18 protein-coding genes are annotated in these 20,214 nt (G+C 64.3%); 11 read left to right on the top strand and 7 right to left on the bottom strand.

The features are described from left to right. The first annotated feature begins 38 nt into the window (after positions 1-38). Positions 39-791 carry an SIMPL domain-containing protein gene (locus OSH05_RS19430; protein WP_165801507.1) on the top strand — a complete coding sequence of 251 codons (753 nt, stop codon included), beginning with the start codon at positions 39-41 and terminating at the stop codon, positions 789-791. A gap of 43 nt (positions 792-834) precedes the next feature. On the opposite strand, the gene OSH05_RS19425 is transcribed toward OSH05_RS19430, so the two are convergent. Beyond that, positions 835-1,740, bottom strand: coding sequence for a diacylglycerol/lipid kinase family protein (locus OSH05_RS19425; RefSeq protein ID WP_104218000.1), 906 nt, complete (start codon positions 1,738-1,740; stop codon positions 835-837). Positions 1,741-1,934: 194 nt separating this feature from the next. Further along, positions 1,935-3,152, bottom strand: coding sequence for a glutamine-hydrolyzing carbamoyl-phosphate synthase small subunit (carA, locus tag OSH05_RS19420; protein ID WP_104218001.1), 1,218 nt, complete (start codon positions 3,150-3,152; stop codon positions 1,935-1,937). 239 nt (positions 3,153-3,391) lie between these two features. Between carA and OSH05_RS19415 the strand changes: the two genes are divergently transcribed. The 5 genes from OSH05_RS19415 to OSH05_RS19395 all read left to right on the top strand — a co-directional run bounded on the left by OSH05_RS19415 (position 3,392) and on the right by OSH05_RS19395 (position 9,055). Then, positions 3,392-3,844 carry a GatB/YqeY domain-containing protein gene (locus OSH05_RS19415; RefSeq protein ID WP_104218002.1) on the top strand — a complete coding sequence of 151 codons (453 nt, stop codon included), beginning with the start codon at positions 3,392-3,394 and terminating at the stop codon, positions 3,842-3,844. Between the two features lie 116 nt (positions 3,845-3,960). Continuing rightward, positions 3,961-5,898: a DNA primase gene (gene dnaG, locus OSH05_RS19410; RefSeq protein ID WP_104218003.1), complete on the top strand. Its 1,938-nt coding sequence runs from the start codon at positions 3,961-3,963 to the stop codon at positions 5,896-5,898. A 166-nt stretch (positions 5,899-6,064) separates the two neighbouring features. Further along, positions 6,065-8,044 carry an RNA polymerase sigma factor RpoD gene (rpoD, locus tag OSH05_RS19405; protein WP_104218004.1) on the top strand — a complete coding sequence of 660 codons (1,980 nt, stop codon included), beginning with the start codon at positions 6,065-6,067 and terminating at the stop codon, positions 8,042-8,044. Positions 8,045-8,111: 67 nt separating this feature from the next. Continuing rightward, positions 8,112-8,693: a Uma2 family endonuclease gene (locus OSH05_RS19400; RefSeq protein ID WP_104218005.1), complete on the top strand. Its 582-nt coding sequence runs from the start codon at positions 8,112-8,114 to the stop codon at positions 8,691-8,693. 71 nt (positions 8,694-8,764) lie between these two features. Further along, positions 8,765-9,055 carry an HlyU family transcriptional regulator gene (locus tag OSH05_RS19395; protein WP_104218006.1) on the top strand — a complete coding sequence of 97 codons (291 nt, stop codon included), beginning with the start codon at positions 8,765-8,767 and terminating at the stop codon, positions 9,053-9,055. A gap of 121 nt (positions 9,056-9,176) precedes the next feature. On the opposite strand, the gene OSH05_RS19390 is transcribed toward OSH05_RS19395, so the two are convergent. Next, the gene (locus OSH05_RS19390; protein WP_104218007.1) at positions 9,177-11,291 is read right to left on the bottom strand and encodes a DUF6600 domain-containing protein; all 2,115 of its coding nucleotides are present in this window, start codon (positions 11,289-11,291) and stop codon (positions 9,177-9,179) included. A 260-nt stretch (positions 11,292-11,551) separates the two neighbouring features. On the opposite strand from OSH05_RS19390, the gene OSH05_RS19385 reads away from it, so the two are divergent. Further along, a complete protein-coding gene (locus OSH05_RS19385) occupies positions 11,552-12,466 on the top strand; it encodes an alpha/beta fold hydrolase (RefSeq protein ID WP_104218008.1) in 915 nt (304 codons plus the stop codon). A gap of 39 nt (positions 12,467-12,505) precedes the next feature. Here the strand turns inward: OSH05_RS19385 and OSH05_RS19380 are convergent, their stop codons facing one another. Genes OSH05_RS19380 through ypfJ form a run of 3 tightly spaced genes read right to left on the bottom strand, consistent with a single transcriptional unit; the run spans position 12,506 to position 14,546 of the window. Beyond that, positions 12,506-13,036, bottom strand: coding sequence for an Imm26 family immunity protein (locus tag OSH05_RS19380; protein ID WP_104218009.1), 531 nt, complete (start codon positions 13,034-13,036; stop codon positions 12,506-12,508). Continuing rightward, positions 13,023-13,619 carry a DUF1003 domain-containing protein gene (locus tag OSH05_RS19375; RefSeq protein WP_104218010.1) on the bottom strand — a complete coding sequence of 199 codons (597 nt, stop codon included), beginning with the start codon at positions 13,617-13,619 and terminating at the stop codon, positions 13,023-13,025. The genes OSH05_RS19380 and OSH05_RS19375 overlap by 14 nt, the downstream gene beginning before the upstream one ends. A 6-nt stretch (positions 13,620-13,625) precedes the next feature. After that, a complete protein-coding gene (gene ypfJ, locus OSH05_RS19370; protein ID WP_104218011.1) occupies positions 13,626-14,546 on the bottom strand; it encodes a KPN_02809 family neutral zinc metallopeptidase in 921 nt (306 codons plus the stop codon). A 232-nt stretch (positions 14,547-14,778) separates the two neighbouring features. On the opposite strand from ypfJ, the gene carB reads away from it, so the two are divergent. The 4 genes from carB to OSH05_RS19350 all read left to right on the top strand — a co-directional run bounded on the left by carB (position 14,779) and on the right by OSH05_RS19350 (position 19,574). Further along, complete coding sequence (carB, locus tag OSH05_RS19365; RefSeq protein ID WP_104218012.1) at positions 14,779-18,093, top strand: carbamoyl-phosphate synthase large subunit; 3,315 nt, start codon at positions 14,779-14,781, stop codon at positions 18,091-18,093. 251 nt (positions 18,094-18,344) lie between these two features. After that, positions 18,345-18,818: a transcription elongation factor GreA gene (gene greA / locus OSH05_RS19360; RefSeq protein WP_104218013.1), complete on the top strand. Its 474-nt coding sequence runs from the start codon at positions 18,345-18,347 to the stop codon at positions 18,816-18,818. A 7-nt stretch (positions 18,819-18,825) separates the two neighbouring features. Next, positions 18,826-19,368 (top strand): DUF1697 domain-containing protein, encoded by a 543-nt coding sequence (locus OSH05_RS19355; protein ID WP_104218014.1) that lies wholly within the window; start codon positions 18,826-18,828, stop codon positions 19,366-19,368. After that, positions 19,365-19,574 carry a hypothetical protein gene (locus tag OSH05_RS19350; RefSeq protein ID WP_165801508.1) on the top strand — a complete coding sequence of 70 codons (210 nt, stop codon included), beginning with the start codon at positions 19,365-19,367 and terminating at the stop codon, positions 19,572-19,574. The genes OSH05_RS19355 and OSH05_RS19350 overlap by 4 nt, the downstream gene beginning before the upstream one ends. Positions 19,575-19,712: 138 nt before the next feature. Here OSH05_RS19350 and OSH05_RS19345 read toward each other — a convergent pair whose 3' ends face one another. After that, on the bottom strand, positions 19,713-20,177 hold the full coding sequence (locus tag OSH05_RS19345; RefSeq protein ID WP_104218224.1) for an Lrp/AsnC family transcriptional regulator: 465 nt from the start codon (positions 20,175-20,177) through the stop codon (positions 19,713-19,715). Positions 20,178-20,214 lie beyond the last annotated feature (37 nt).

Here is a 20,214-nt window from a genome sequence, read left to right as displayed (position 1 = left end):
TCCGGCCTACATTATTCCCGAAGCAAGGAAACGCTAAAATGCGACAGCTTACTACTGCCCAATTCTTCGCTTCCCGGCCGCTTCTGCGGGCCGCCCTCGCGACAAGCGTGCTCGCCCTCGCCCTGGCGGGTCCGGCGATGGCACAGACCGTCCCGTCCGTGCCGACACTGACCGCATTCGGCAATGGATCGGCAAGCGCGGCGCCCGACATCGCCGTCGTCACGCTCGGCGTCGTCTCGGAAGCGGCGAGCGCCAAGGAGGCGCTGTCGGCCAACGCCGCGGACATGACCGCCGTCGTCAAATCGATCACCGATGCCGGCGTCGACAAGAAGGATGTCGCGACCACGGGCCTCTTCGTCGAGCCGGTCTATTCCGACGCTTCGCGCACGGCCGACGGCCAGTCGAAGATCACCGGCTATCGCGTTTCGAACCAGCTCACGGTCAAGATCCGTGACCTCGCTGCGTCGGGGCCCTTGCTCGACAAGGTCATCGCGGCCGGCGCCAACTCCGTCAACGGCATCACCTTCGAGATCGGCAAGGCCGATGCACTGCGCGATGAGGCCATCAAGGCCGCGATCGTCGAAGCGCGCCGCAAGGCTGAGCTAATGGCGGCAGCAGCGGGCGTGAAGCTCGGCGCCGTCCAGTCGGTCAGCGCCAATGACAATGGCGGCCCGCAGCCGGTATTCCGCGCCGCCATGGCCATGAAGGACATGGCCGCGACGCCCGTGATGGGCGGGACGCAGGAAATCGGCGCCAATGCCACGATCGTCTATGCAATCGAGCCGAAATAGCCACGAACAAGGCGGGCGCCCGATCCGGCGCCCGCCGGGCGTCTCAGGCTGCGTCCGACTTCGGCACCAGCACGGCGAGCGCGCCCGGCAGCACCTCGAAGACGAGCGGCGTCTGGGCGCGCACCAGTTCGCCATCAACCGACAGCCAGAGACGCGAGCGATGGCTGAGGACCGTGATGCGCGGCGCATCGACGGTATTGATCGCAGGATTCTCCCGCCACCGGCCGGCAAGAATGTCGATCGCAGCCTCGAAGCGCGGTGACAACCCCTCGCCTTCCGCAAAATGCGCTTCCAGCAACCCCTCGTCGAGCCGGGCCCGATCGAAGCCGGTTTCGGATAGGCGGTTGTTGGACACGATCAGCGCATAGGTGGAGATGTCGCGCTTGCCGGCTTCGGTCTCGATCGTGAGGTTCAAGACGCCCGGCCGCGTGAAGGCCCGGAAGCTCGCCCGCGCGGCAGCGATGTAGCGCGAGAATGGCAGGCTGACATCCTCGCGAACCTGCGCCCGCGCCCGGGCGACTTCCGCGAAATAGCCGAGCCCCGCGAGTGTGTGAAAGATCCTTCCGTTGACGCTGGCGAGGTCGATGCGCTTCGTATCGGCAGAAGCCAGCGCGGCCAGTGCCGGCTCCAGATCCGCCGGCATTCCGAGGCTGCGGGCGAGAAGGTTCATCGTCCCCAGCGGCAGTACCCCAAGCACGGTATCGCTGCCGTTGAGCTTGCGCGCCGCATAGCCGACCGAACCGTCACCGCCACCGACGATCAGCGTGTCGACCTTGCGGTCGGCCGCCTTGTCGATTGCCTTGAGGAACTTGTCGCCCTCGACCAGATCGACGGAGATCGTCTCGCTATGGCCGACGAAAGCCTCCCGAGCGATCCGCTCGACATCGCCTGGCTGACGATCGCGGATCGTGCCGGCCCGCGCATTCAGGATGACGACGATTTCTGCCAATGAAGAGTCTCCAGCCGGCCGCGCCTATGAAAGTCGTGCCCGGCATCGGCACGGCGTCAACGTCCGACATATGGAGTGGTTCAACGGCGATGAGAAGCCCGGAACGCCGACGTCCCCGGAGCGGACACTCGCCCCAGTTCGTCCCGCATTCGTAGGATGCAGCCGGCCGAATGCTTCGACAAAGCCTCCGCGCGTCAGCTCTGCTCAGGCAGAGGCGCCTCGCCCTTGCGCTCGCGCATCAGATTGACGAAGCGCGTGAACAGATAATGGCTGTCGCGCGGACCGGGTGACGCTTCGGGATGGTACTGGACCGAGAAGATCGGCTTGTCCTTGACCTTCAGGCCGCAATTCGACCCGTCGAACAGCGAGACATGCGTCTCCTCGACACTGTCCGGCAGCGAGCCCGTATCCACGGCAAAGCCGTGGTTCATAGAGGTGATCTCTACCTTGCCGGTCGTCATGTCCTTGACGGGATGATTGGCGCCGTGATGGCCCTGATGCATCTTCGTCGTTTCGCCGCCGAGCGCGATGCCAAGCATCTGGTGACCGAGGCAGATGCCGAACAGCGGCACATCGGCCGCGATCACGTCGCGAATTGCGGGCACGGCATATTCGCCGGTGGCCGCCGGATCACCAGGACCATTGGAGAGGAAAACACCGTCAGGCTTGTGAGCGAGGATCTCCTCGCCGGTCGCCGTCGCCGGCAGCACCGTGACCTCGCAGCCCGCTTCGGTCAGCAGGCGCAAGATGTTGCGCTTGATGCCGTAGTCGACGGCGACGACCTTGTGTGCCGACCGCTCCTGCCGGCCATAGCCCTCATTCCAGGCCCAGGTGGTCTCGTCCCAGCGGAAGGTCTGGCCAGTCGTCACGTCCTTTGCCAGGTCCATGCCGACAAGGCCGGGCCAGGCCGACGCCTCGGCACCAAGCAACGCCGCATCGAAATTCCCGTCCGGCGAATGGGCGATCACCGCGTTCGGCATGCCCTTCTCGCGGATCAGGGCCGTCAGCGCCCGCGTGTCGACCCCGGTGATGCCGATGATGCCACGAGCCTTCAGCCAGAAATCGAAGCCCTTCAGCGCGCGATAATTGGACGGGCTGGTGATGTCGGTCTTCAGAACGCAGCCGCGCACGCCGGAGGCCGAGGCCATGTTGACGGTCTCGATATCCTCGTCATTCGTGCCGACATTGCCGATATGCGGGAAGGTGAAGGTGATGATCTGCCCGGCATAGGAGGGGTCGGTCAGTATCTCCTGGTAGCCAGTCATCGCCGTGTTGAAGCAGACTTCGCCCACGGCATGGCCGATCGCGCCAATGCCCTGGCCCTCGATCACCGTTCCATCGGCGAGGATCAGCAGCGCGGTCGGCTTCGGCTCGGCCCAGGCTGCATCGGCGTTCGGAAGGTCATCAATCATCGGACATCCATGCGGTTCGGCGGGAGCGCCCTGAGGCGCAAAACCGCGCACGACAAAGCGCGGCAGAACCGGAAAAGTTCTCCGCCTTGGGTTGCGGCGGAAACTAGGAGAAGGCAGCTTCGCCGTCAAGCCGACCCGCGACGAGCAAAAACAAGCATTTTCAATCGTTTAGCTGATAGGCGCTTGAACAGAGACGGTGACGCTCCTATGGTGCGGCCGATTTTGAAGGAGTCAATGCGATGCGCGACACGATCAGCGCCGATCTGAAGACGGCCACGCTGGCAAGAGACAAGCAGCGCACGGGAGCGCTCCGCCTGATCTCGGCGGCAATCAAGGATCGCGACATCGCCGCACGCGGCGCCGGTCAGGGGCAGGCCAGCGATACGGAGCTGATCGACCTCCTCGCCAAGATGGTCAAGCAGCGGCTCGAATCGGCCAAGATCTACGAGGACAATGGCCGCGCCGAACTCGCCGAGCAGGAGCGCGCCGAGATCGCCATCATCGAAGCCTATCTGCCGAAGCAGCTTTCGGAAGAAGAAGCCAAGGCCGCGATCGCCGCCGTCATCGCCGATATCGGCGCGAACGGCATCAAGGACATGGGCAAGGTCATGGCCGAGCTGAAGACCCGCCACGCCGGCCAGATGGATTTCTCCAAGGCCAGCGCTGCCGTGAAGGCCGGGCTGACGGCATAAGCAGTAGGCGGTCGGCGCCCGGGAATGCTCGCCTGGCCGAAGCGGCCGGACGCTATTTCTTTGCCGCTCGCGATGCCGACCGGTAATATGCTCGGTCTTCTGATAGAGACCCCAGCATGCGCTTCCCGCCTTCCTTCCTTGACGACATCCGAGCGCGCCTTCCGCTCTCGTCCGTCGTTGGGCGGAGGGTTTCGTGGGATCGGCGCAAGTCGCAGCCGGCGAAGGGGGATTTCTGGGCCTGCTGCCCGTTCCATGGCGAGAAGTCGCCCTCCTTCCATGCCGATGACCGCAAGGGCCGCTATTACTGCTTCGGCTGCGGCGCTTCCGGCGATCATTTCACCTTCCTGACCGAGCTCGAAGGCCTCTCCTTCCCCGAGGCGGTGGAACGGCTTGCCGGCGAGGCGGGCCTTGCCATGCCGGCGCGCGACGAGCGGTCCGAGGCAGAGGAAAAGCGCCGTGCGTCGCTGCATGAGGTGATGGAGCTTGCCGCCACCTATTTCGAGCAGAGCCTGCAATCGCGCGAGGGCGCGGCGGCGCGTGGCTATCTCGCCGGCCGGGCGCTCGGCCCCGAGGTGCAGCGCCGATTCCGCCTCGGCTATGCCAAGTCGGGACGCAACGCACTCAAGGAATATCTCGCCGGCAAAGGCGTTCCGCATGACGACATGGTCGCGGCGGGGCTTCTGATCGCCGGGGAGGACATTCCCGTCTCCTTCGATCGCTTTCGCGACCGCGTCATGTTCCCGATCACGGATTTTCGCGGCCGCATCGTCGCCTTTGGGGGACGGGCGCTCTCGGCCGATGCGCAGGCGAAATATCTGAACTCGCCGGAGACCGCGCTCTTCAAGAAAGGCGACCTCCTCTACAACGGCTTTGAAGCGCGCAAGGCAGCTCAAGGCGCCGGCACGCTGGTCGTCGTCGAAGGCTATGTCGACGTGATCGCCATGGTGACGGCGGGCTTCGGCCATACGGTCGCGCCGCTCGGCACCGCGCTTACCGAACATCAGCTCGCCCTGCTCTGGCGGATGACGCCGGAGCCGATCCTGTGCTTCGACGGCGACAAGGCGGGCCTTAGGGCTGCGTTTCGCGCCGCCGATCTCGCCATGCCCCATCTGACGCCGGGCCGCAGCGTGCGCTTCGCCCTGCTGCCGGAAGGCCAGGACCCGGACGATCTGATCCGCAATGCCGGGCGCGACGCGATGAAATCCGTGCTCGATGCAGCGCGCCCGCTCGTTGACATGATCTGGATCCGCGAAACCGAAAAAGGCGGCTTTGAAACGCCCGAGCGTCGCGCCGCCTTCGAAGCCCGCATCCGCGAGATCGCGCGAAGCGTCGGCGACGAGACGGTGCGGCGCCATTATGAGCAGGCGCTATCCGAGCGGCTGCGGAGCCTGTTCGCACCCGCCGCCGCCGCGCGCGGCCCGGGCGGCCGGCCTCGCGCGCCGGGTCGCGTCGGCCGGCAGGATGCGCCGGACGCGCCGCACTATGTCCCGACCTTCCGCACCAAGCCGGTTCAGGTCTCGCAAACCCTGCAGCAGACCAAGAGCCGACCCCTGCCGGGACCGCGCGAGATCGTCCTCGTCATGACCATGGTCAACCATCCCGCGCTGATTGCGGAGCATTTCGCGGCCTTCGCCGAAATCGAGCTTGCGAATCGCGAACTTGACTCTCTTCGTTCGCAAATTCTAGAGATTGCGGCCGATGAGCCGCATATCGAGGCGGAGGCTCTGCGGCACCGGCTCGCCGGTGCGGGAGCGGGCGAATTGCTGGACCGGCTGGAACTTCAGATCCAGCGCAGCAGCATATGGCAGGCGGGAGCGGCAGCCTCCGACGGAGACGCGCTAGACGGATGGATTCAGGCACTGACCTTGCATAGGAAGGCGCGCACTTTACATAAGGAACTCAAGGATGCCGAGGCTGCGCTTGCCTCCGACGGAAGCGATGCCAATCTGGCTCATTTTCTCGACATCCAGAACCAATTAGCGAACAGCGAAGGCACGGAAGCTCTGATCGAAGGATTTGGAGCGAGTTCGGGCAGGCTTCTTAAATCCGTCTAGGCCGCGAAGGCATTAGATGGTTAGGCGGACCTTAATAGGAAAAGTCTAGTTCATACAGACGATTCGGTACCAGCCTCGGTGCCGGGCGAAATGGGATCGGCGGCGGCGGGACGCGACGGACGGACAGGAAGTCTGGCGCGCTGCCACCGTCAATACGGAGAAGAGCATGGCGACGAAGGTTCAGGAGAACGAAGAGGCTCAAGAGGCGGCCGAACCCCAGGACGGCCCGCTTCTGGACCTCTCGGATGCCGCCGTCAAGCGGATGATCAAGGTCGCCAAGAAGCGCGGCTTTGTCACCTATGACGAGCTCAATTCCGTTCTTCCGTCGGAGCAGGTCGGTTCGGAGCAGATCGAGGATATCCTCTCGATGCTCTCCGAAATGGGCATCAATGTGATCGAGGCCGACGAGGTCGAGACCGAGGAAGAAACCCCGGCCGACGCCGAGGAAGAGGCAGGCGAGCTTGCCGAATCAACCGGCACCGCCGTTGCCAAGACGACGACCGCGCGCGAGCCGACGGACCGCACCGACGATCCCGTGCGCATGTATCTGCGCGAGATGGGTTCGGTCGAACTTCTGTCGCGCGAAGGCGAAATCGCCATCGCCAAGCGCATCGAGGCCGGCCGCGAGACGATGATCGCGGGCCTGTGCGAGAGCCCCCTCACCTTCCAGGCGATCATCATCTGGAAGGAGGAGCTTGCCGAGGGCAAGATCCTGCTGCGCGACATCATCGATCTCGAAGCGACCTATGCCGGTCCGGACGCCAAGAACGCCCCGATCGCCGGCCCGGGCGGCGCCGAATTCGAGGAGGCCGCCGAGGAGGTCGAACCGCCGGTTCCGACCGAAGGCGATGCCGACGACGAAGACGACATGGAAAATAACATGTCGCTCGCCGCCATGGAGGCCGAGCTGAAGCCGAAGGTCGTCGAGACCTTCGAGAACGTCGCCGAGAACTACAAGAAGCTGCGCCGCCTGCAAGACCAGCTAGTCGAGGGTCGCCTCAAGAACGAGACGCTCTCGCCCAGCCAGGAGCGCCGCTACAAGAAGCTGAAGGACGACCTGATCCTCGAGGTCAAGTCGCTCTCGCTCAACCAGAATCGCATCGATTCGCTGGTCGAGCAGCTCTACACGATCAACAAGAGCCTCGTCAGTTCGGAAGGCAGGCTGCTGCGGCTGGCCGAGAGCTACCGCGTGTCGCGCGAGGAATTCCTGCGCGAATATCAGGGCTCGGAGCTCGATCCGAACTGGCTGCGCCGGGTGGCCAATCTTGGCGGCCGCGGCTGGAAGGACTTTGTCTCCAACGGCAAGGACAAGATCCGCGAGCTGCGCGGCGAGATCCAGAACCTCGCGACCGAGACCGGCCTCGAGATCATCGAGTATCGCCGCATCGTCCACATGGTCCAAAAGGGCGAGAAAGAAGCCCGTCAGGCCAAGAAGGAAATGGTCGAGGCCAATCTGCGCCTCGTCATCTCGATCGCCAAGAAATACACCAACCGCGGGCTGCAGTTCCTGGATCTCATCCAGGAAGGCAATATCGGCCTGATGAAGGCGGTCGATAAGTTCGAGTATCGCCGCGGCTACAAGTTCTCGACCTATGCGACTTGGTGGATCCGCCAGGCGATCACCCGCTCGATCGCCGACCAGGCCCGCACGATCCGCATCCCGGTGCACATGATCGAGACGATCAACAAGATCGTCCGCACCTCGCGCCAGATGCTGCACGAGATCGGACGCGAGCCGACGCCGGAAGAGCTGGCCGAAAAGCTCGCCATGCCGCTCGAAAAGGTCCGCAAGGTCCTGAAGATCGCCAAGGAACCGATCAGTCTCGAGACGCCGATCGGCGACGAGGAGGATTCGCATCTGGGTGACTTTATCGAGGACAAGATGGCGATCCTGCCCATCGACGCCGCGATCCAGTCGAACCTGCGCGAGACGACGACCCGCGTCCTCGCCTCGCTGACGCCCCGCGAGGAGCGCGTGCTCAGAATGCGCTTCGGCATCGGCATGAACACCGATCACACGCTGGAAGAAGTCGGCCAGCAATTCAGCGTGACACGCGAGCGCATCCGCCAGATCGAGGCGAAGGCTCTGCGGAAACTTAAGCACCCGAGCCGGTCAAGGAAGCTGCGGAGCTTCCTGGACAACTGAAGTCACCTCCAGACCCGTCACCGAAAGGCCGCTCGAAAGAGCGGCCTTTTTTCGTTAGGATAGCCCTATGAACATGCGCGCGCTCACTGGCACCGATGATCTCCCTCGCCGCACCTTCACCGTGAAGGAAGTCGAGCGCATGGGCGAGATCGGCCTGATCCGCGAGGACGAGCGCATCGAGCTGCTCGGGGGAGAGCTCGTTCCGATGAATGCGAAAGGCGGCCGCCACGAGACGCTGAAGTTTGCGCTGCTCGACCGATGGGGCGGCATCCAACACAAGGATGTCGGCCTCATTCCGGAAACGACCTTCCGCCTTTCGGACGATACATTCCTCGAGCCCGACGTCCTGGTGTTTCCACGCACGGTCCGAATCCCACGACTGGCACCGGACAATGTCCTCCTCGCCGTCGAAATCTCGGACTCGTCTCTCGGCTACGACCTCGGGCCTAAGGCGCTCGTCTATGCCCATTTCGGACTGCGCGAACTCTGGGTCATCGATGCGATCGAGAAGAGGATCCACGTCCACCGCGACCCCGTGGACCAACGCTACGGCTCGATCACGCCCTGGGGCGCGGACGACCTCGTGGTGCCGGCCTTTGCGCCCTCGGAGTTCAGGCTGCGTCTCGCCGACCTCGATCTCGGTGATTGAACTCGGCGGGATGGCGCGCGCGGCCTGTCTTGGCTAGTTTCGCCCTCCATGACGACAACAGGAGAACGCCGATGGCCGGTTTCTTGAGCAAGCTCTTCGGAAGCAAGGGCGGCAGCGCCGAGACGATCGATGAGGCGACCGAATATCGGGGTCACCGCATCCGCCCGGCGCCGATGGCCGTCGGCGGCCAGTTCCAGGTTGCCGGGTTCATCGAGAAGGACGTGAACGGTGTCACGAAATCCTATCGTTTCATCCGCGTCGACAAACATGCGAGCCGCGACGACGCGGTGACGCTGATCGTGATGAAGGGCCAACAGATCATCGACGAGCAGGGCGACCGGATCTACGACCAGACCCCCTGACGGCCGAGCTTTGCGCCGCATCGGGGCAAAGCGATCGGCAGTGCCCTTCTGAGGCGCGCCAAACAGCCCTTGGCTTACCCGTTCAGCCGCCGGCCCAAGCCGGCGGCTGTTTCGTTTTCCATCACTGCGGCGCGGCACAGTTTCCATCGGCTTGGGGCTGCGTGCCCTCCGGGCAGGCAGGCGCTGGCGGCGGAGCCGCTGGCTCGGCGGGTGCCGGCGCCGCCTCGGGCTGAGGCGCGGGAGCGGGCTCCGCCTGCGGCGCGGGCGGAGGCTCGGCGGCTGGGGCAGGCGCTGGCTCAGGAGCCGGTGCGGCGGCCGGAGGCTCGGGCTGCGGCGCGGGTTCGGCCGCCGGCGGCGCGGCCGGTGCGGGCTGCGGCTCAGTGGCGGGCGGCTCCGGTGCCGGGGCGGGAGCCGGCGGCTCGGGCTGCGGTGCAGGCTCCGCAGCAGGCGCCGGCTGCGGCTCTGGCGCGGGCTGGGCCAGCTGTTCCGGCTGGGCAGCCGGCGCTTCGTCCGCCGGGCGCTTCTTGCGTTTCGGCGGAGCATTATCGGCCGGAGGCGCTGGCGTTTCGGCCGCGGGCGCGGCCGGCTCGGCGGCTGGAGCCTGAGGCTCCGCAGCCGGCGGCTGGGCCGGTTGCGGCTCGGGTACTGCGGCGGGCGCCGATGGCTCGGCCGCAGGCTGCTCGGCGGCCGGCGGACGCTTCCTGCGCGGCTTCTCGGGCGGGGCTTCCGGCGCGGGCGCTGCCGGCGTTTCGGCGGCCGGCGGAGGCGTTGCGGCGGGCGGCTCGGGTTGCGGCGCTGGCGCTGGTTGCGGGGCCGGAGCCGGTTCCGGCTGCGGGGCCGGTGCCGGAGTGGCTTCCGGCTGGGGCGCCGCCGGAGCCGGCTTGGCCTCGATCGCCTTCAGCACCTCGGGCGCCTTGGCGGCGCGCTCCTGCTGCAAACGCTGCTGCTCTGCGTCTCGCTGGGCCGCGGCCTTCTTCACGGCTGCGTCGATCTGGGCCTGCTGGTTGGCGGCGTCGCGACGCTGCTGTTCGACCAGCGCCGCCTTTTCGGCGTTGAGCTTGTCGATCTGCACCTTCATCGCCTGGTTCGACGACTGAGCGCGGACGCGGCGCAGATCCTGCCGCTCGCCGGGATCGAGGACCGAGAGCAGCGCCGCCGAAAACGCGCCGGCTGCCAATTGGTCCTGCGGCACATATTGATTGATCAGCGTCCGGTCCGCAGGCTGCAGGTCCCTTGCGACGCGTCCGGGGCGTTGATCGAAGGAGCCGTCCTCGATCTGCGGGCGGAACACGCCGAGGCGTCCGCCACGATCATCCTGGAAAATATCGTCCTGACGGTCGACATAGACCAGCTCGCGGCTCGGGCGGTCAGGCCGGCCGATCGGCTCGTTGTAGTAGCGCCCATCCTGAAACTGCGGGCGGCGGACATCGGTAGCCCGGCCGAAATAGCCGCCGACCTCGTCGACCGGCGCCGCATATTGCCCGACATCGCCGGCGCCGAATTCGCGGCGATCGACGAAGATCCAGCTCTCCGCCACCGGCGGATCATAGCGGCGTGGCGCGCCATAGGCATAGCCGGAGCGATCCGGCGCGATCGGCGCCCAGCCGACCGCGTCTTTGCCGACGCGGAACGTCACCCAGGCCGGCGCCCAGGTATCGCCGGGCACCCAGAACCAGCCATAGACGGGGCTGTAATCCCAGCGGCCATAATGATAGGTCGCCCAGCCGAAAGGCTCGCTGGACTCCCAGTACCAACCATAATCGTCGGTCCAGATCCACTCGCCCTGCTCATAGGGGCGCCAGCCAGCTCCGCGCCGCTTGGGCACAAAGACATAGCCATAATCCGGATCGTCGACCCAATTGCCGTAGGGCGCGAGCTCGTTGAAGAAATAGTCGATCTTGCCGCTGGGCTGGCTGGCGACGGGGATCGGGCGCGGCCGTGCCGGGGCGGCGGCGACGGGCTTCGGACGCGGCTTCGGCGGCGCGGCGGCGACCTTGACCGGCGGCTGAACGGCGGCTGGCGCCGGAGCCGGGTCAGCAGCGGCCTCCGCCGCGGTCTCCTCGTCATAGGTATCGGTATCGGTGGTCGCATCGGCCGGCGTGGGCTGGCCGAGAGTGTCGGATTTCGGCGTCAGCGAGATCCGATAGGGCAAGTCGACGACGCCCGTAGCAATGCCGGCTGCCGCGACCGCGACACCTCCCAGCAACGCCGCCGCGACGATTCCCAGTGTCTTCATGTCAACCTTCCCGCTTCCACTCCGCCGCCCGAGGCGAGGGACACATTCAACGATTCGCCGTATTCAACACGAGGAAAACGGCAAGGCGGAGGCCCGATCCGGTCGCGAAAGCGGCAGCCGGACACCCGCAGGCTCCTAATCGGCTCACGGGGCTGAACGTTCCCTGAATAGCGGAACTTCATGACCATGCCGCGGAGCCCGGTTGGCGGCGGAGCGCCGGGATGCCATCTTGTCGGCCGGATCAGGACAGGTGAATCGGCATGGTGCGCATTCGATCAGCAACGCTGGCGGCGATTCTCGGCTGCGCATTGGCCTTGCTCGCCGCCCTGCCGGCCGCCGCCCAGCTTCGGCTTGGGCCTGAAAAGGACAAGCTCTTCGCCTTCCCCGGGATCCTGGAAACGAAGGACGGAGGCGACTTCATCGTCGTCGACTATGACAAGATGCGCGACATCCATCAGCGGGACGAGATCCCCGAGCGCAAGGTCAAATGGCAATATGTCTCGACCGGCGTGAACTGGGCGCAGGCGCATTACGATTACACGGGCGGCAATGGCCGCAAGCTGCGGTATGTCGGCGTCGGCGCCGTCAACAAGCCGGCCAAGATGATCGTCGTCTTCCTGCACGGCCAGAACGGCACCCGCTTCCTCGGCGCCGACGACTGGTCCTTCGGCGGAAACTTCAACCGCATCAAGAACATGGTGGTGAATGCCGGCGGCGTCTATCTCTCGCCCGACTTCACCGATTTTAACGACAACGGCGCCGCCGACGTCAAGGCGCTGATGCTCGCCTATGCGAAGAAGTCGCCGGGCGCGCCGGTCTTCCTGGCCTGCGGGTCCTTCGGCGGCAATGTCTGCTGGAAGCTGATGGATGACCCGCAGGTGAGCTCGATCCTATCCGGCATGCTGCTGCTGGGCTCGCTCGACGATCCGGTCTTTTTCGGCAATCCGGCGATGAAGCCGGGAGGCCGCCGCATCCCGCTCTATTTCGGCCATGGCAGCGACGACAAGGTGTTCGACTGGAAGGCGCAAGCGGCCTTCTACGACACGATCCGCAAGCAGGCGCCGGGATATCCGACCCAATTCGTCCTCTTCAACACCGGCTCGCACGGCACGCCGATCCGCATGACCGACTGGCGCCAGGTGATCAACTGGATGCTGCAGGTGGACGGATATTGACGTCAGATAGAAAAACCAATTATCAGATCCAGAATCGATCTAGTTCAGGGAATTTTTCAAATTATTAAGTATTCCTCTCAAGAAATTTTCAACATAAATCGCGCCATCCAAGCCATCACTTGCCATAATACTCGATTTCGCATAGTCTTCTATAGAAAATTCGTCATACTCTCCAATCATATATTCTAATTTTTCTTCATCATACATTCTATATTGCATAATGTTGGTAAGTATATTTCGATACTGGAAAACTGGCATTGGCCAAGTTTCTCGGGAGAAGTCCGCCAGATGCCCAACAATAGGCCATTTGCCATTCTTCAAGTGCAGGTAGCTGAATTTCGCTATATATATGGCGTCTGAAGCCGATAGATTCATTCTATCGACATTATTAAACTGACATAAATTTGACGGATCAAAGAAATAGCCAAGCTTTATTGCCCTGTTATTGCCTCGCGCTATCAAGCCCAGCGCCAGAAGATCGCCATCGTCCTGGACTAGGAACAAATCGCCATTCTTGGTCCTGATAGGACGAGCCTCGGAACGGCCATCGGGCCTATCAGAGCATTTCATCGGCGGTTCGTCCCTTCTGCTGGCCTAATGTCTCGCGCAGTTCCTCCTCCGCGAGATGCCGCTCCAGCAGCGTCTCGATGTGGCCGAGGATCGATTTCACCTCGCCGGAGCGCAGCTGATCGAGCTTCTCGTGCAGGGCTGTAATCTCAAGCTCGGCCTTGAGATTGACCTCATAATCCAGCCGCGCCGCCAACCGGTCCCTGTCCGATTGCCGGTTCTGCGACATCATGATGATCGGGGCCTGAAGCGCGGCGACCATGGAGAGGACGAGGTTGAGAAAGATGTACGGATAGGCGTCGAAACTTCCGCCCCACCGGACCAGAACGATCGAATTCAGTATCACCCAAGTCACGATTATGGCGCCGAAGCCGATAATGAAGCTCCAGGAGCCGCCGATCTCGGCGACCCGATCGGACAGTCGCTCCCCGAAGGTGAGTTGCGAATCGAATTCGCTGTTGATGTCGCGCACGACGGGAATGCGCTGGGCGATCTTCTCCAGCAGCTTTCGATCATGAGCCGATAGGCTGGCGGCACCCTCGACGAGGAGCCGTTCCGCCAGTTGCCGGATCGACCCCTCGCTCATGGTCGCTCAGATACTTCCAGAGAACGTATCGCACTGGTCCATGCGGCCGCTCTTGTAGCCGCGATTGAACCAGCCGCTGCGCTGCGCCGACGTGCCATGCGTGAAGGAGTCCGGCACGACATAGCCCTGGCTGCGCTTCTGGATCGTGTCGTCGCCGATCTGCGTTGCCGCATTCAGCGCCTCCTCGATATCGCCGGCCTCCAGCATGCCCTTCTGGTCGGTGCGATTGGCCCAGATGCCGGCATAGCAATCCGCCTGCAGCTCGACCCGGACCGACATGTCGTTCGCCTCGGCCTTGCTCATCTGCTGGCGCTGGCGGTTGAATTCCGGCAGCACGCCGACGAGATCCTGCACGTGGTGGCCGACCTCATGCGCGATCACATAGGCCTGAGCGAAATCGCCCGGCGCGCCGAAGCGGTTCTTGAGTTCGTTGTAGAAGGCGAGATCGATATAGACCTTCTTGTCGACCGGGCAGTAGAACGGCCCCGAGGCCGCGCTCGCCGAACCGCAGGCCGAAGCGGTCGAGCCGGAGAAAAGGACCAGAGGCGTCGGCGTATAGCTCTTGCCCCCGGCGGCGAAGATCTCGGTCCAGACATCCTCCGTGCTGCCCAGCACCTTGGCGACGAACTGCTTGCCGGCATCCTGGGCGCCGCCATTGCTGGTCGAGGTCTGCGGCGAGGATGGCTGATAGCTCTCCTCCTGCGTCATGCTTCCGCCGCCGCCGGTCAGCATCGAAAGCATCTGGAGCGGGTTGATGCCGAAGACGAGCCAGCCGATGCCGACCAGGACGGCGATGGTGACAAGCGAGCCGCCCTTGAGCGGAATGCCCATGCCGGCCTGCCGCATTCCGCCGCCGCCGAAACCGCCACCGCCGTCACCGCGCCGATCCTCGACATTGTTGCTCTCGCGCTGATTGTCGAGACGCATCGAATTTCCTCCGGAAAGGGATGGTGCCCAGCCACCCCAGGAATATGGACCGACAATAAGCTGCCGTTCGGCGAACCGCCAGACGCACGCCTTCAAGTCGCCTGACCCGCTCCGGTTCCGGGGGTTCCCCCTTCCCGCCTTTTCCCCTATAAGGCCGCCCTAGCCTGAATCGGACCCTAGTCAAGCTCCCGCACGGATAGCCGCGCGGGCGCTTTGCGCCGCGCGAGACCCCATGCCGAAACGTACAGACATCCAATCCATCCTGATCATCGGTGCCGGCCCGATCATCATCGGCCAGGCCTGCGAGTTCGATTATTCCGGAACGCAGGCCTGCAAGGCGCTGAAGGAAGAGGGCTACCGGATCATCCTGGTGAACTCCAATCCGGCGACGATCATGACGGACCCGGAGCTGGCCCACGCGACCTATATCGAGCCGATCACGCCCGAAATCGTGGCGAAGATCATCGAGAAGGAGCGCCCCGATGCGCTGCTGCCGACTATGGGCGGCCAGACCGCGCTGAACACGGCGCTGTCGCTGAAGAAGATGGGCGTCCTCGACAAGTTCAATGTCGAGATGATCGGCGCCACCGCCGAGGCGATCGACAAGGCGGAAGACCGCGAGCTTTTCCGCGACGCCATGACCAAGATCGGGCTGGAGACGCCGCGCTCGCGCCTCGCCCATTCGCTGACGGAGGCGCTGCCGGCGCTCGTTGATATCGGCCTGCCCGCCATCATCCGCCCGTCCTTCACGCTGGGCGGCACGGGCGGCGGCATCGCCTATACGCGCGAGGAATTCATCGAGATCGTCGAGCGAGGCGTCGACGCCTCGCCCACCAACGAGGTCCTGATTGAGGAGAGCGTCCTCGGCTGGAAGGAATATGAGATGGAGGTCGTCCGCGACAAGGCGGACAACTGCATCATCATCTGCTCGATCGAGAACATCGATCCGATGGGCGTCCATACCGGCGATTCGATCACCGTCGCGCCGGCGCTGACGCTGACCGACAAGGAATACCAGATCATGCGCGATGCATCGCTTGCGGTGCTGCGCGAGATCGGCGTCGAGACCGGCGGCTCCAACGTCCAGTTCGCGGTCAATCCCGAGGACGGAAGGCTCATCGTCATCGAGATGAACCCGCGCGTGTCGCGCTCCTCGGCGCTCGCATCCAAGGCAACCGGCTTCCCCATCGCCAAGGTCGCGGCCAAGCTCGCCGTCGGCTACACGCTCGACGAACTCGAAAACGATATCACCGGCGGCGCCACCCCGGCCTCGTTCGAGCCGACGATCGACTATGTCGTCACCAAGATTCCGCGCTTCGCCTTCGAGAAATTCCCGGGCGCCTCGCCAGTGCTGACCACTGCCATGAAGTCGGTCGGCGAAGTCATGGCGATCGGCCGCACCTTCCAGGAATCGTTGCAAAAGGCTCTGCGCGGCCTGGAGACGGGGCTTTCCGGCCTCGACGAGGTCGAAATCGCCGGCCTCGGCCAGGGCGACGACACGAACGCCATCCGCGCCGCTCTCGGCACGCCGACACCCGACCGCCTGCTGAAGGTGGCCCAGGCGATGCGGCTCGGCCAATCGGTCGAGGCCGTGCATGAGAGCTGCAAGATCGATCCGTGGTTCCTCCGCGAGATCGAAGGCATCGTGCAGACGGAGGCGAAGGTTCGCATGCACGGCCTGCCGCCGACCGCCAATGGATTGCGCAAGCTGAAGGCGATGGGCTTCTCCGACCAGCGTCTCGCTGCTCTCACTGGTAGCGGCGAAAGCGACATCGCAGCGACGCGCCAGAAGCTCGGCGTTCATCCGGTCTACAAGCGCATCGATACCTGCGCGGCCGAATTCGCCTCGCCCACGCCCTATATGTACTCGACCTACGAGACGCCCTTTGCCGGCACCGCCATCAGCGAGGCGCAGCCTTCGGACGCCCGCAAGGTCGTCATCCTCGGCGGCGGCCCGAATCGAATCGGCCAGGGCATCGAATTCGACTATTGCTGCTGCCATGCCGCTTTCGCGCTGCGCGATGCCGGCTATGAAGCGATCATGATCAACTGCAATCCGGAAACGGTGTCGACCGACTACGACACCTCGGACCGGCTCTATTTCGAGCCGCTGACCGCCGAGGACGTGCTGGAGATCCTGCGCGTCGAGATGAGCAACGGCAGGCTGCACGGCGTGATCGTCCAGTTTGGCGGCCAGACGCCTCTGAAGCTGGCCGGAGCGCTCGAAGCTGCCGGCATCCCGATCCTCGGCACTTCGCCGGATGCGATCGACCTCGCCGAGGACCGTGACCGCTTCTCCAAGCTGCTGGTCAAGCTCGGCATCCGCCAGCCGAAGAACGGGATTGCCTATTCCGTCGAGCAGGCGCGGCTCGTCGTCGCCGATCTCGGCTATCCGCTGGTGGTACGCCCGTCCTACGTGCTGGGCGGCCGTGCCATGCAGGTGATCCGCGAGGACGAGGCGCTCAGCGACTATCTGCTCGGCACATTGCCGGAGCTGGTGCCTTCCGACGTCAAGGCGCGCTATCCGAACGACAAGACCGGCCAGATCAACACGCTGCTCGGCAAGAACCCGCTGCTGTTCGACCGCTATCTGTCGGACGCGATCGAGATCGACGTCGATGCGCTCTGCGACGGCAAGGACGTCTTCGTCGCCGGCATCATGGAGCATATCGAGGAGGCCGGCATCCATTCGGGCGATTCGGCCTGTTCTCTGCCGCCGCATTCGCTCTCGGCCGAGGCCCTCGCCGAGCTCGAAGCGCAGACGAAGAAGCTCGCCCTGGCGCTGAAGGTCGGCGGCCTCATGAACGTGCAATATGCGATCAAGGATGGCGAGATCTACGTGCTCGAAGTGAACCCGCGCGCCTCGCGGACCGTGCCTTTCGTCGCCAAGACGATCGGCCAGCCGGTCGCGAAGATCGCCTCGCGCATCATGGCCGGCGAAAGCCTCGCCTCGTTCGGGCTGACGCCGCCGAAGCACGATCATATCGCGGTCAAGGAAGCGGTCTTCCCCTTCGCGCGTTTCCCCGGCGTCGACACACTGCTCGGGCCGGAAATGCGCTCGACCGGCGAAGTCATGGGCCTCGACTGGGACTATGCGATCGCCTTCGCCAAGAGCCAGCTCGGCGCAGGCAACGCCCTGCCCGTTTCCGGCACGGTGTTCGTGTCGATGCGCGATGCCGACAAGGACGGGATTGTCGAGCCGACCCGGCGTCTCGCCGCGCTCGGCTTCAAGATCATCGCCACCAGCGGCACGCAGCGTTATCTGGCGGAGCAAGGCATCGCGTGCGCCAAGATCAACAAGGTCGGCGAGGGCCGTCCGCACATCGCGGACGCAATCCGCAATGGCGACGTCCACCTGGTCTTCAACACGACCGAGGGCGCCCGCGCGCTGGGCGACAGCCGTTCGATGCGACGCGCCGCCCTGCAACATAAGGTCCCCTATTACACGACACTTGCCGGCGCGATCGCCGCCTCGCTGGGCATTGAGGCCTATGCGACCGGGGTTCTGGAAGTTCGCCCGCTGCAATCCTATTTCGACGCCGCCTGAGGTTTCGGGCGGCGGGGATTGGCGGAAAACGGGCCTTGCGCTTGCCGCGATCGTAGGGGAAACTCGTCGCTTGGGTTTGCCGGGAGGCGCCCCGAAGGGGGAGCCGGCGCTGCTTGCGCCGGCCTAGGACAGTCCCCACGTTGCTGATGCGATCAAAGGAACGGACCGGCTTTCGGGCTGGTGCCGTGTATTATTGTGTTCCCGCGCCCAAACCGCGTGAACCGCAAAACGAAGAAAAGGCTTGGAACACCATGGAAAAGGTTCCCATGACCGCCGGTGGGCACGCAGCTCTCGAAATCGAGCTGAAGCGCCTCACCTCTGAAGAGCGCCCGCGCATCATCGCGGCGATCTCGGAGGCGCGTGCGCATGGCGATCTCTCCGAAAACGCCGAATATCACGCCGCGAAGGAAGCGCAGAGCCTGAACGAGGGCCGCATCAACGAGCTTGAGGATAAGCTGTCGCGCGCGGAGATCATCGACGTCTCGAAGCTGAGCGGCAAGTCTGTCAAGTTCGGCGCGACGGTGAAGCTCGTCGACGAGGACACCGAGGAAGAGAAGAGCTACCAGATCGTCGGCGATCTGGAGGCGGACGTGAAGAAGGGCCGCATCTCGATCTCCTCGCCCATCGCCCGTGCCCTGATCGGCAAGACCGTCGGCGACACCGTGAACGTCCAGGCGCCAGGCGGCGAGCGCTCCTACGAGATCCTGGAAGTGGGCTTCCGCTGACGGATCGATGACGACCACGATCGCGCTGCTTCGCGCCGTCAATGTCGGTGGCGCCGGCAGGATCGCGATGGCGGATCTGCGGACGCTCTGCGAGGGCCTTGGCCTTCGGGGCGTCCGCTCCCTGCTCCAGACTGGAAATCTCGTTTTCGAGGCCGACGAACCGGCCGATGCCGCGCTCGAACGCCGGCTGGAGACAGCGGCGCGTGAAGCGCTCGGCCTTCACACGGACGTCTTCGTCCGTCCGCTCGACGAATGGCGCGAAGTCCTTGCCGCGAATCCGTTTCGGAGCGAAGCCGAGATGGATCCGAGCCATCTTGTTCTGGTGGTGCTGAAGGGCGAGCCGAAGCCGGCCGATGTCGAAGCGCTGCGCGCTGCGATCCAGGGGCCCGAACGGGTTGAGGTGAATGGCCGCGTCCTCTACGTCGTTTATCCCGACGGCATCGGCACGTCGAAACTGACCTTGCCGCTCATCGAAAAGAAGCTGGGCCTCCGCGGCACCGGGCGAAACTGGAACACGGCGATGAAGGTTGCGGCGATAGCGGACGGGTGACGAACACCACCGGACAGTTCAGCCGCGGCCAGACTTTGGTCGCAGCCTTCGCTGGACTGTCGCCAGATGGCGCGGCCACTGCCGTAGCCCGGACATCGGCGCTCAAACTCGTCCAGGTATTTCCGCCGAACCAGATCAAGCTGACCAACCAGTTCTTCGGGAAATCCGGCCATGTTGGATTGATCCAGAAGATCGTGAAGCGCTAACATGACCTGTTGCATGCGTTCGGCAGGATCGATCGCGAAGCCAAACCCATCGATCTCTTTGCTCACGACCAAAACTCCGTCTTGCGGCCTTTCAACCGTGCAAACCGAACCGAGTGGCCGCACCAGCTTCCAAGCAGCTTACCCGATCGGCACCACCGCCTCGTCCTTGATCCGCCGGATCGTCAGCGATGTCTTGACGCTCTCGACATTGGCAGCGGAGGTCAGTTCCTCGACGAAAGCCTGGAAGGCCCGCAGCGTCGGGGCGACACATTTCAAGATGAAATCGGCCTCGCCGGAGAGCATGTAGCATTCGCGCACGGTGGCCCAGCCCTGCACCCTGGCGGCGAAGGCGGAAAGATCCGCCTCGGCCTGACTCGACAGCCCGACCATAGCGAACATGGTCACGTCGAAGCCGAGCACCTTCTCGTCGACGAGGGCGCGATAGCCGGTGATGATGCCGGCCTCCTCCAGCCCCCGCACCCGGCGCAGGCATGGCGGCGCCGAGATACCGACGCGCCTCGCGAGTTCCACATTGGTAATACGGCCGTCTGCCTGAAGCTCCTTCAGGATCTTCCAGTCGATGGCGTCGAGATTGGCCTTCACGCGCTTGCCTCGGAACGGGCCGGATCGCCGAAAGGTT

Source organism: Kaistia algarum, from assembly GCF_026343945.1.
Taxonomy (GTDB): domain Bacteria; phylum Pseudomonadota; class Alphaproteobacteria; order Rhizobiales; family Kaistiaceae; genus Kaistia; species Kaistia algarum.
This window is presented reverse-complemented; position numbering and strand designations above follow the sequence as displayed.

Excerpts from the sequence above, each read along its gene's own strand:
- OSH05_RS19430 (WP_165801507.1), top strand. The coding sequence starts at position 39 with ATGCGACAGCTTACTACTGCCCAATTCTTCGCTTCCCGGCCGCTTCTG.
- carA (WP_104218001.1), bottom strand. The coding sequence starts at position 3,152 with ATGATTGATGACCTTCCGAACGCCGATGCAGCCTGGGCCGAGCCGAAG.
- OSH05_RS19380 (WP_104218009.1), bottom strand. The coding sequence starts at position 13,036 with ATGAAATGCTCTGATAGGCCCGATGGCCGTTCCGAGGCTCGTCCTATC.
- greA (WP_104218013.1), top strand. The coding sequence starts at position 18,345 with ATGGAAAAGGTTCCCATGACCGCCGGTGGGCACGCAGCTCTCGAAATC.
- carB (WP_104218012.1), top strand. The coding sequence starts at position 14,779 with ATGCCGAAACGTACAGACATCCAATCCATCCTGATCATCGGTGCCGGC.
- dnaG (WP_104218003.1), top strand. The coding sequence starts at position 3,961 with ATGCGCTTCCCGCCTTCCTTCCTTGACGACATCCGAGCGCGCCTTCCG.
- OSH05_RS19390 (WP_104218007.1), bottom strand. The coding sequence starts at position 11,291 with ATGAAGACACTGGGAATCGTCGCGGCGGCGTTGCTGGGAGGTGTCGCG.
- OSH05_RS19355 (WP_104218014.1), top strand. The coding sequence starts at position 18,826 with ATGACGACCACGATCGCGCTGCTTCGCGCCGTCAATGTCGGTGGCGCC.
- rpoD (WP_104218004.1), top strand. The coding sequence starts at position 6,065 with ATGGCGACGAAGGTTCAGGAGAACGAAGAGGCTCAAGAGGCGGCCGAA.
- OSH05_RS19415 (WP_104218002.1), top strand. The coding sequence starts at position 3,392 with ATGCGCGACACGATCAGCGCCGATCTGAAGACGGCCACGCTGGCAAGA.
- OSH05_RS19385 (WP_104218008.1), top strand. The coding sequence starts at position 11,552 with ATGGTGCGCATTCGATCAGCAACGCTGGCGGCGATTCTCGGCTGCGCA.
- OSH05_RS19395 (WP_104218006.1), top strand. The coding sequence starts at position 8,765 with ATGGCCGGTTTCTTGAGCAAGCTCTTCGGAAGCAAGGGCGGCAGCGCC.
- OSH05_RS19400 (WP_104218005.1), top strand. The coding sequence starts at position 8,112 with ATGAACATGCGCGCGCTCACTGGCACCGATGATCTCCCTCGCCGCACC.
- ypfJ (WP_104218011.1), bottom strand. The coding sequence starts at position 14,546 with ATGCGTCTCGACAATCAGCGCGAGAGCAACAATGTCGAGGATCGGCGC.
- OSH05_RS19375 (WP_104218010.1), bottom strand. The coding sequence starts at position 13,619 with ATGAGCGAGGGGTCGATCCGGCAACTGGCGGAACGGCTCCTCGTCGAG.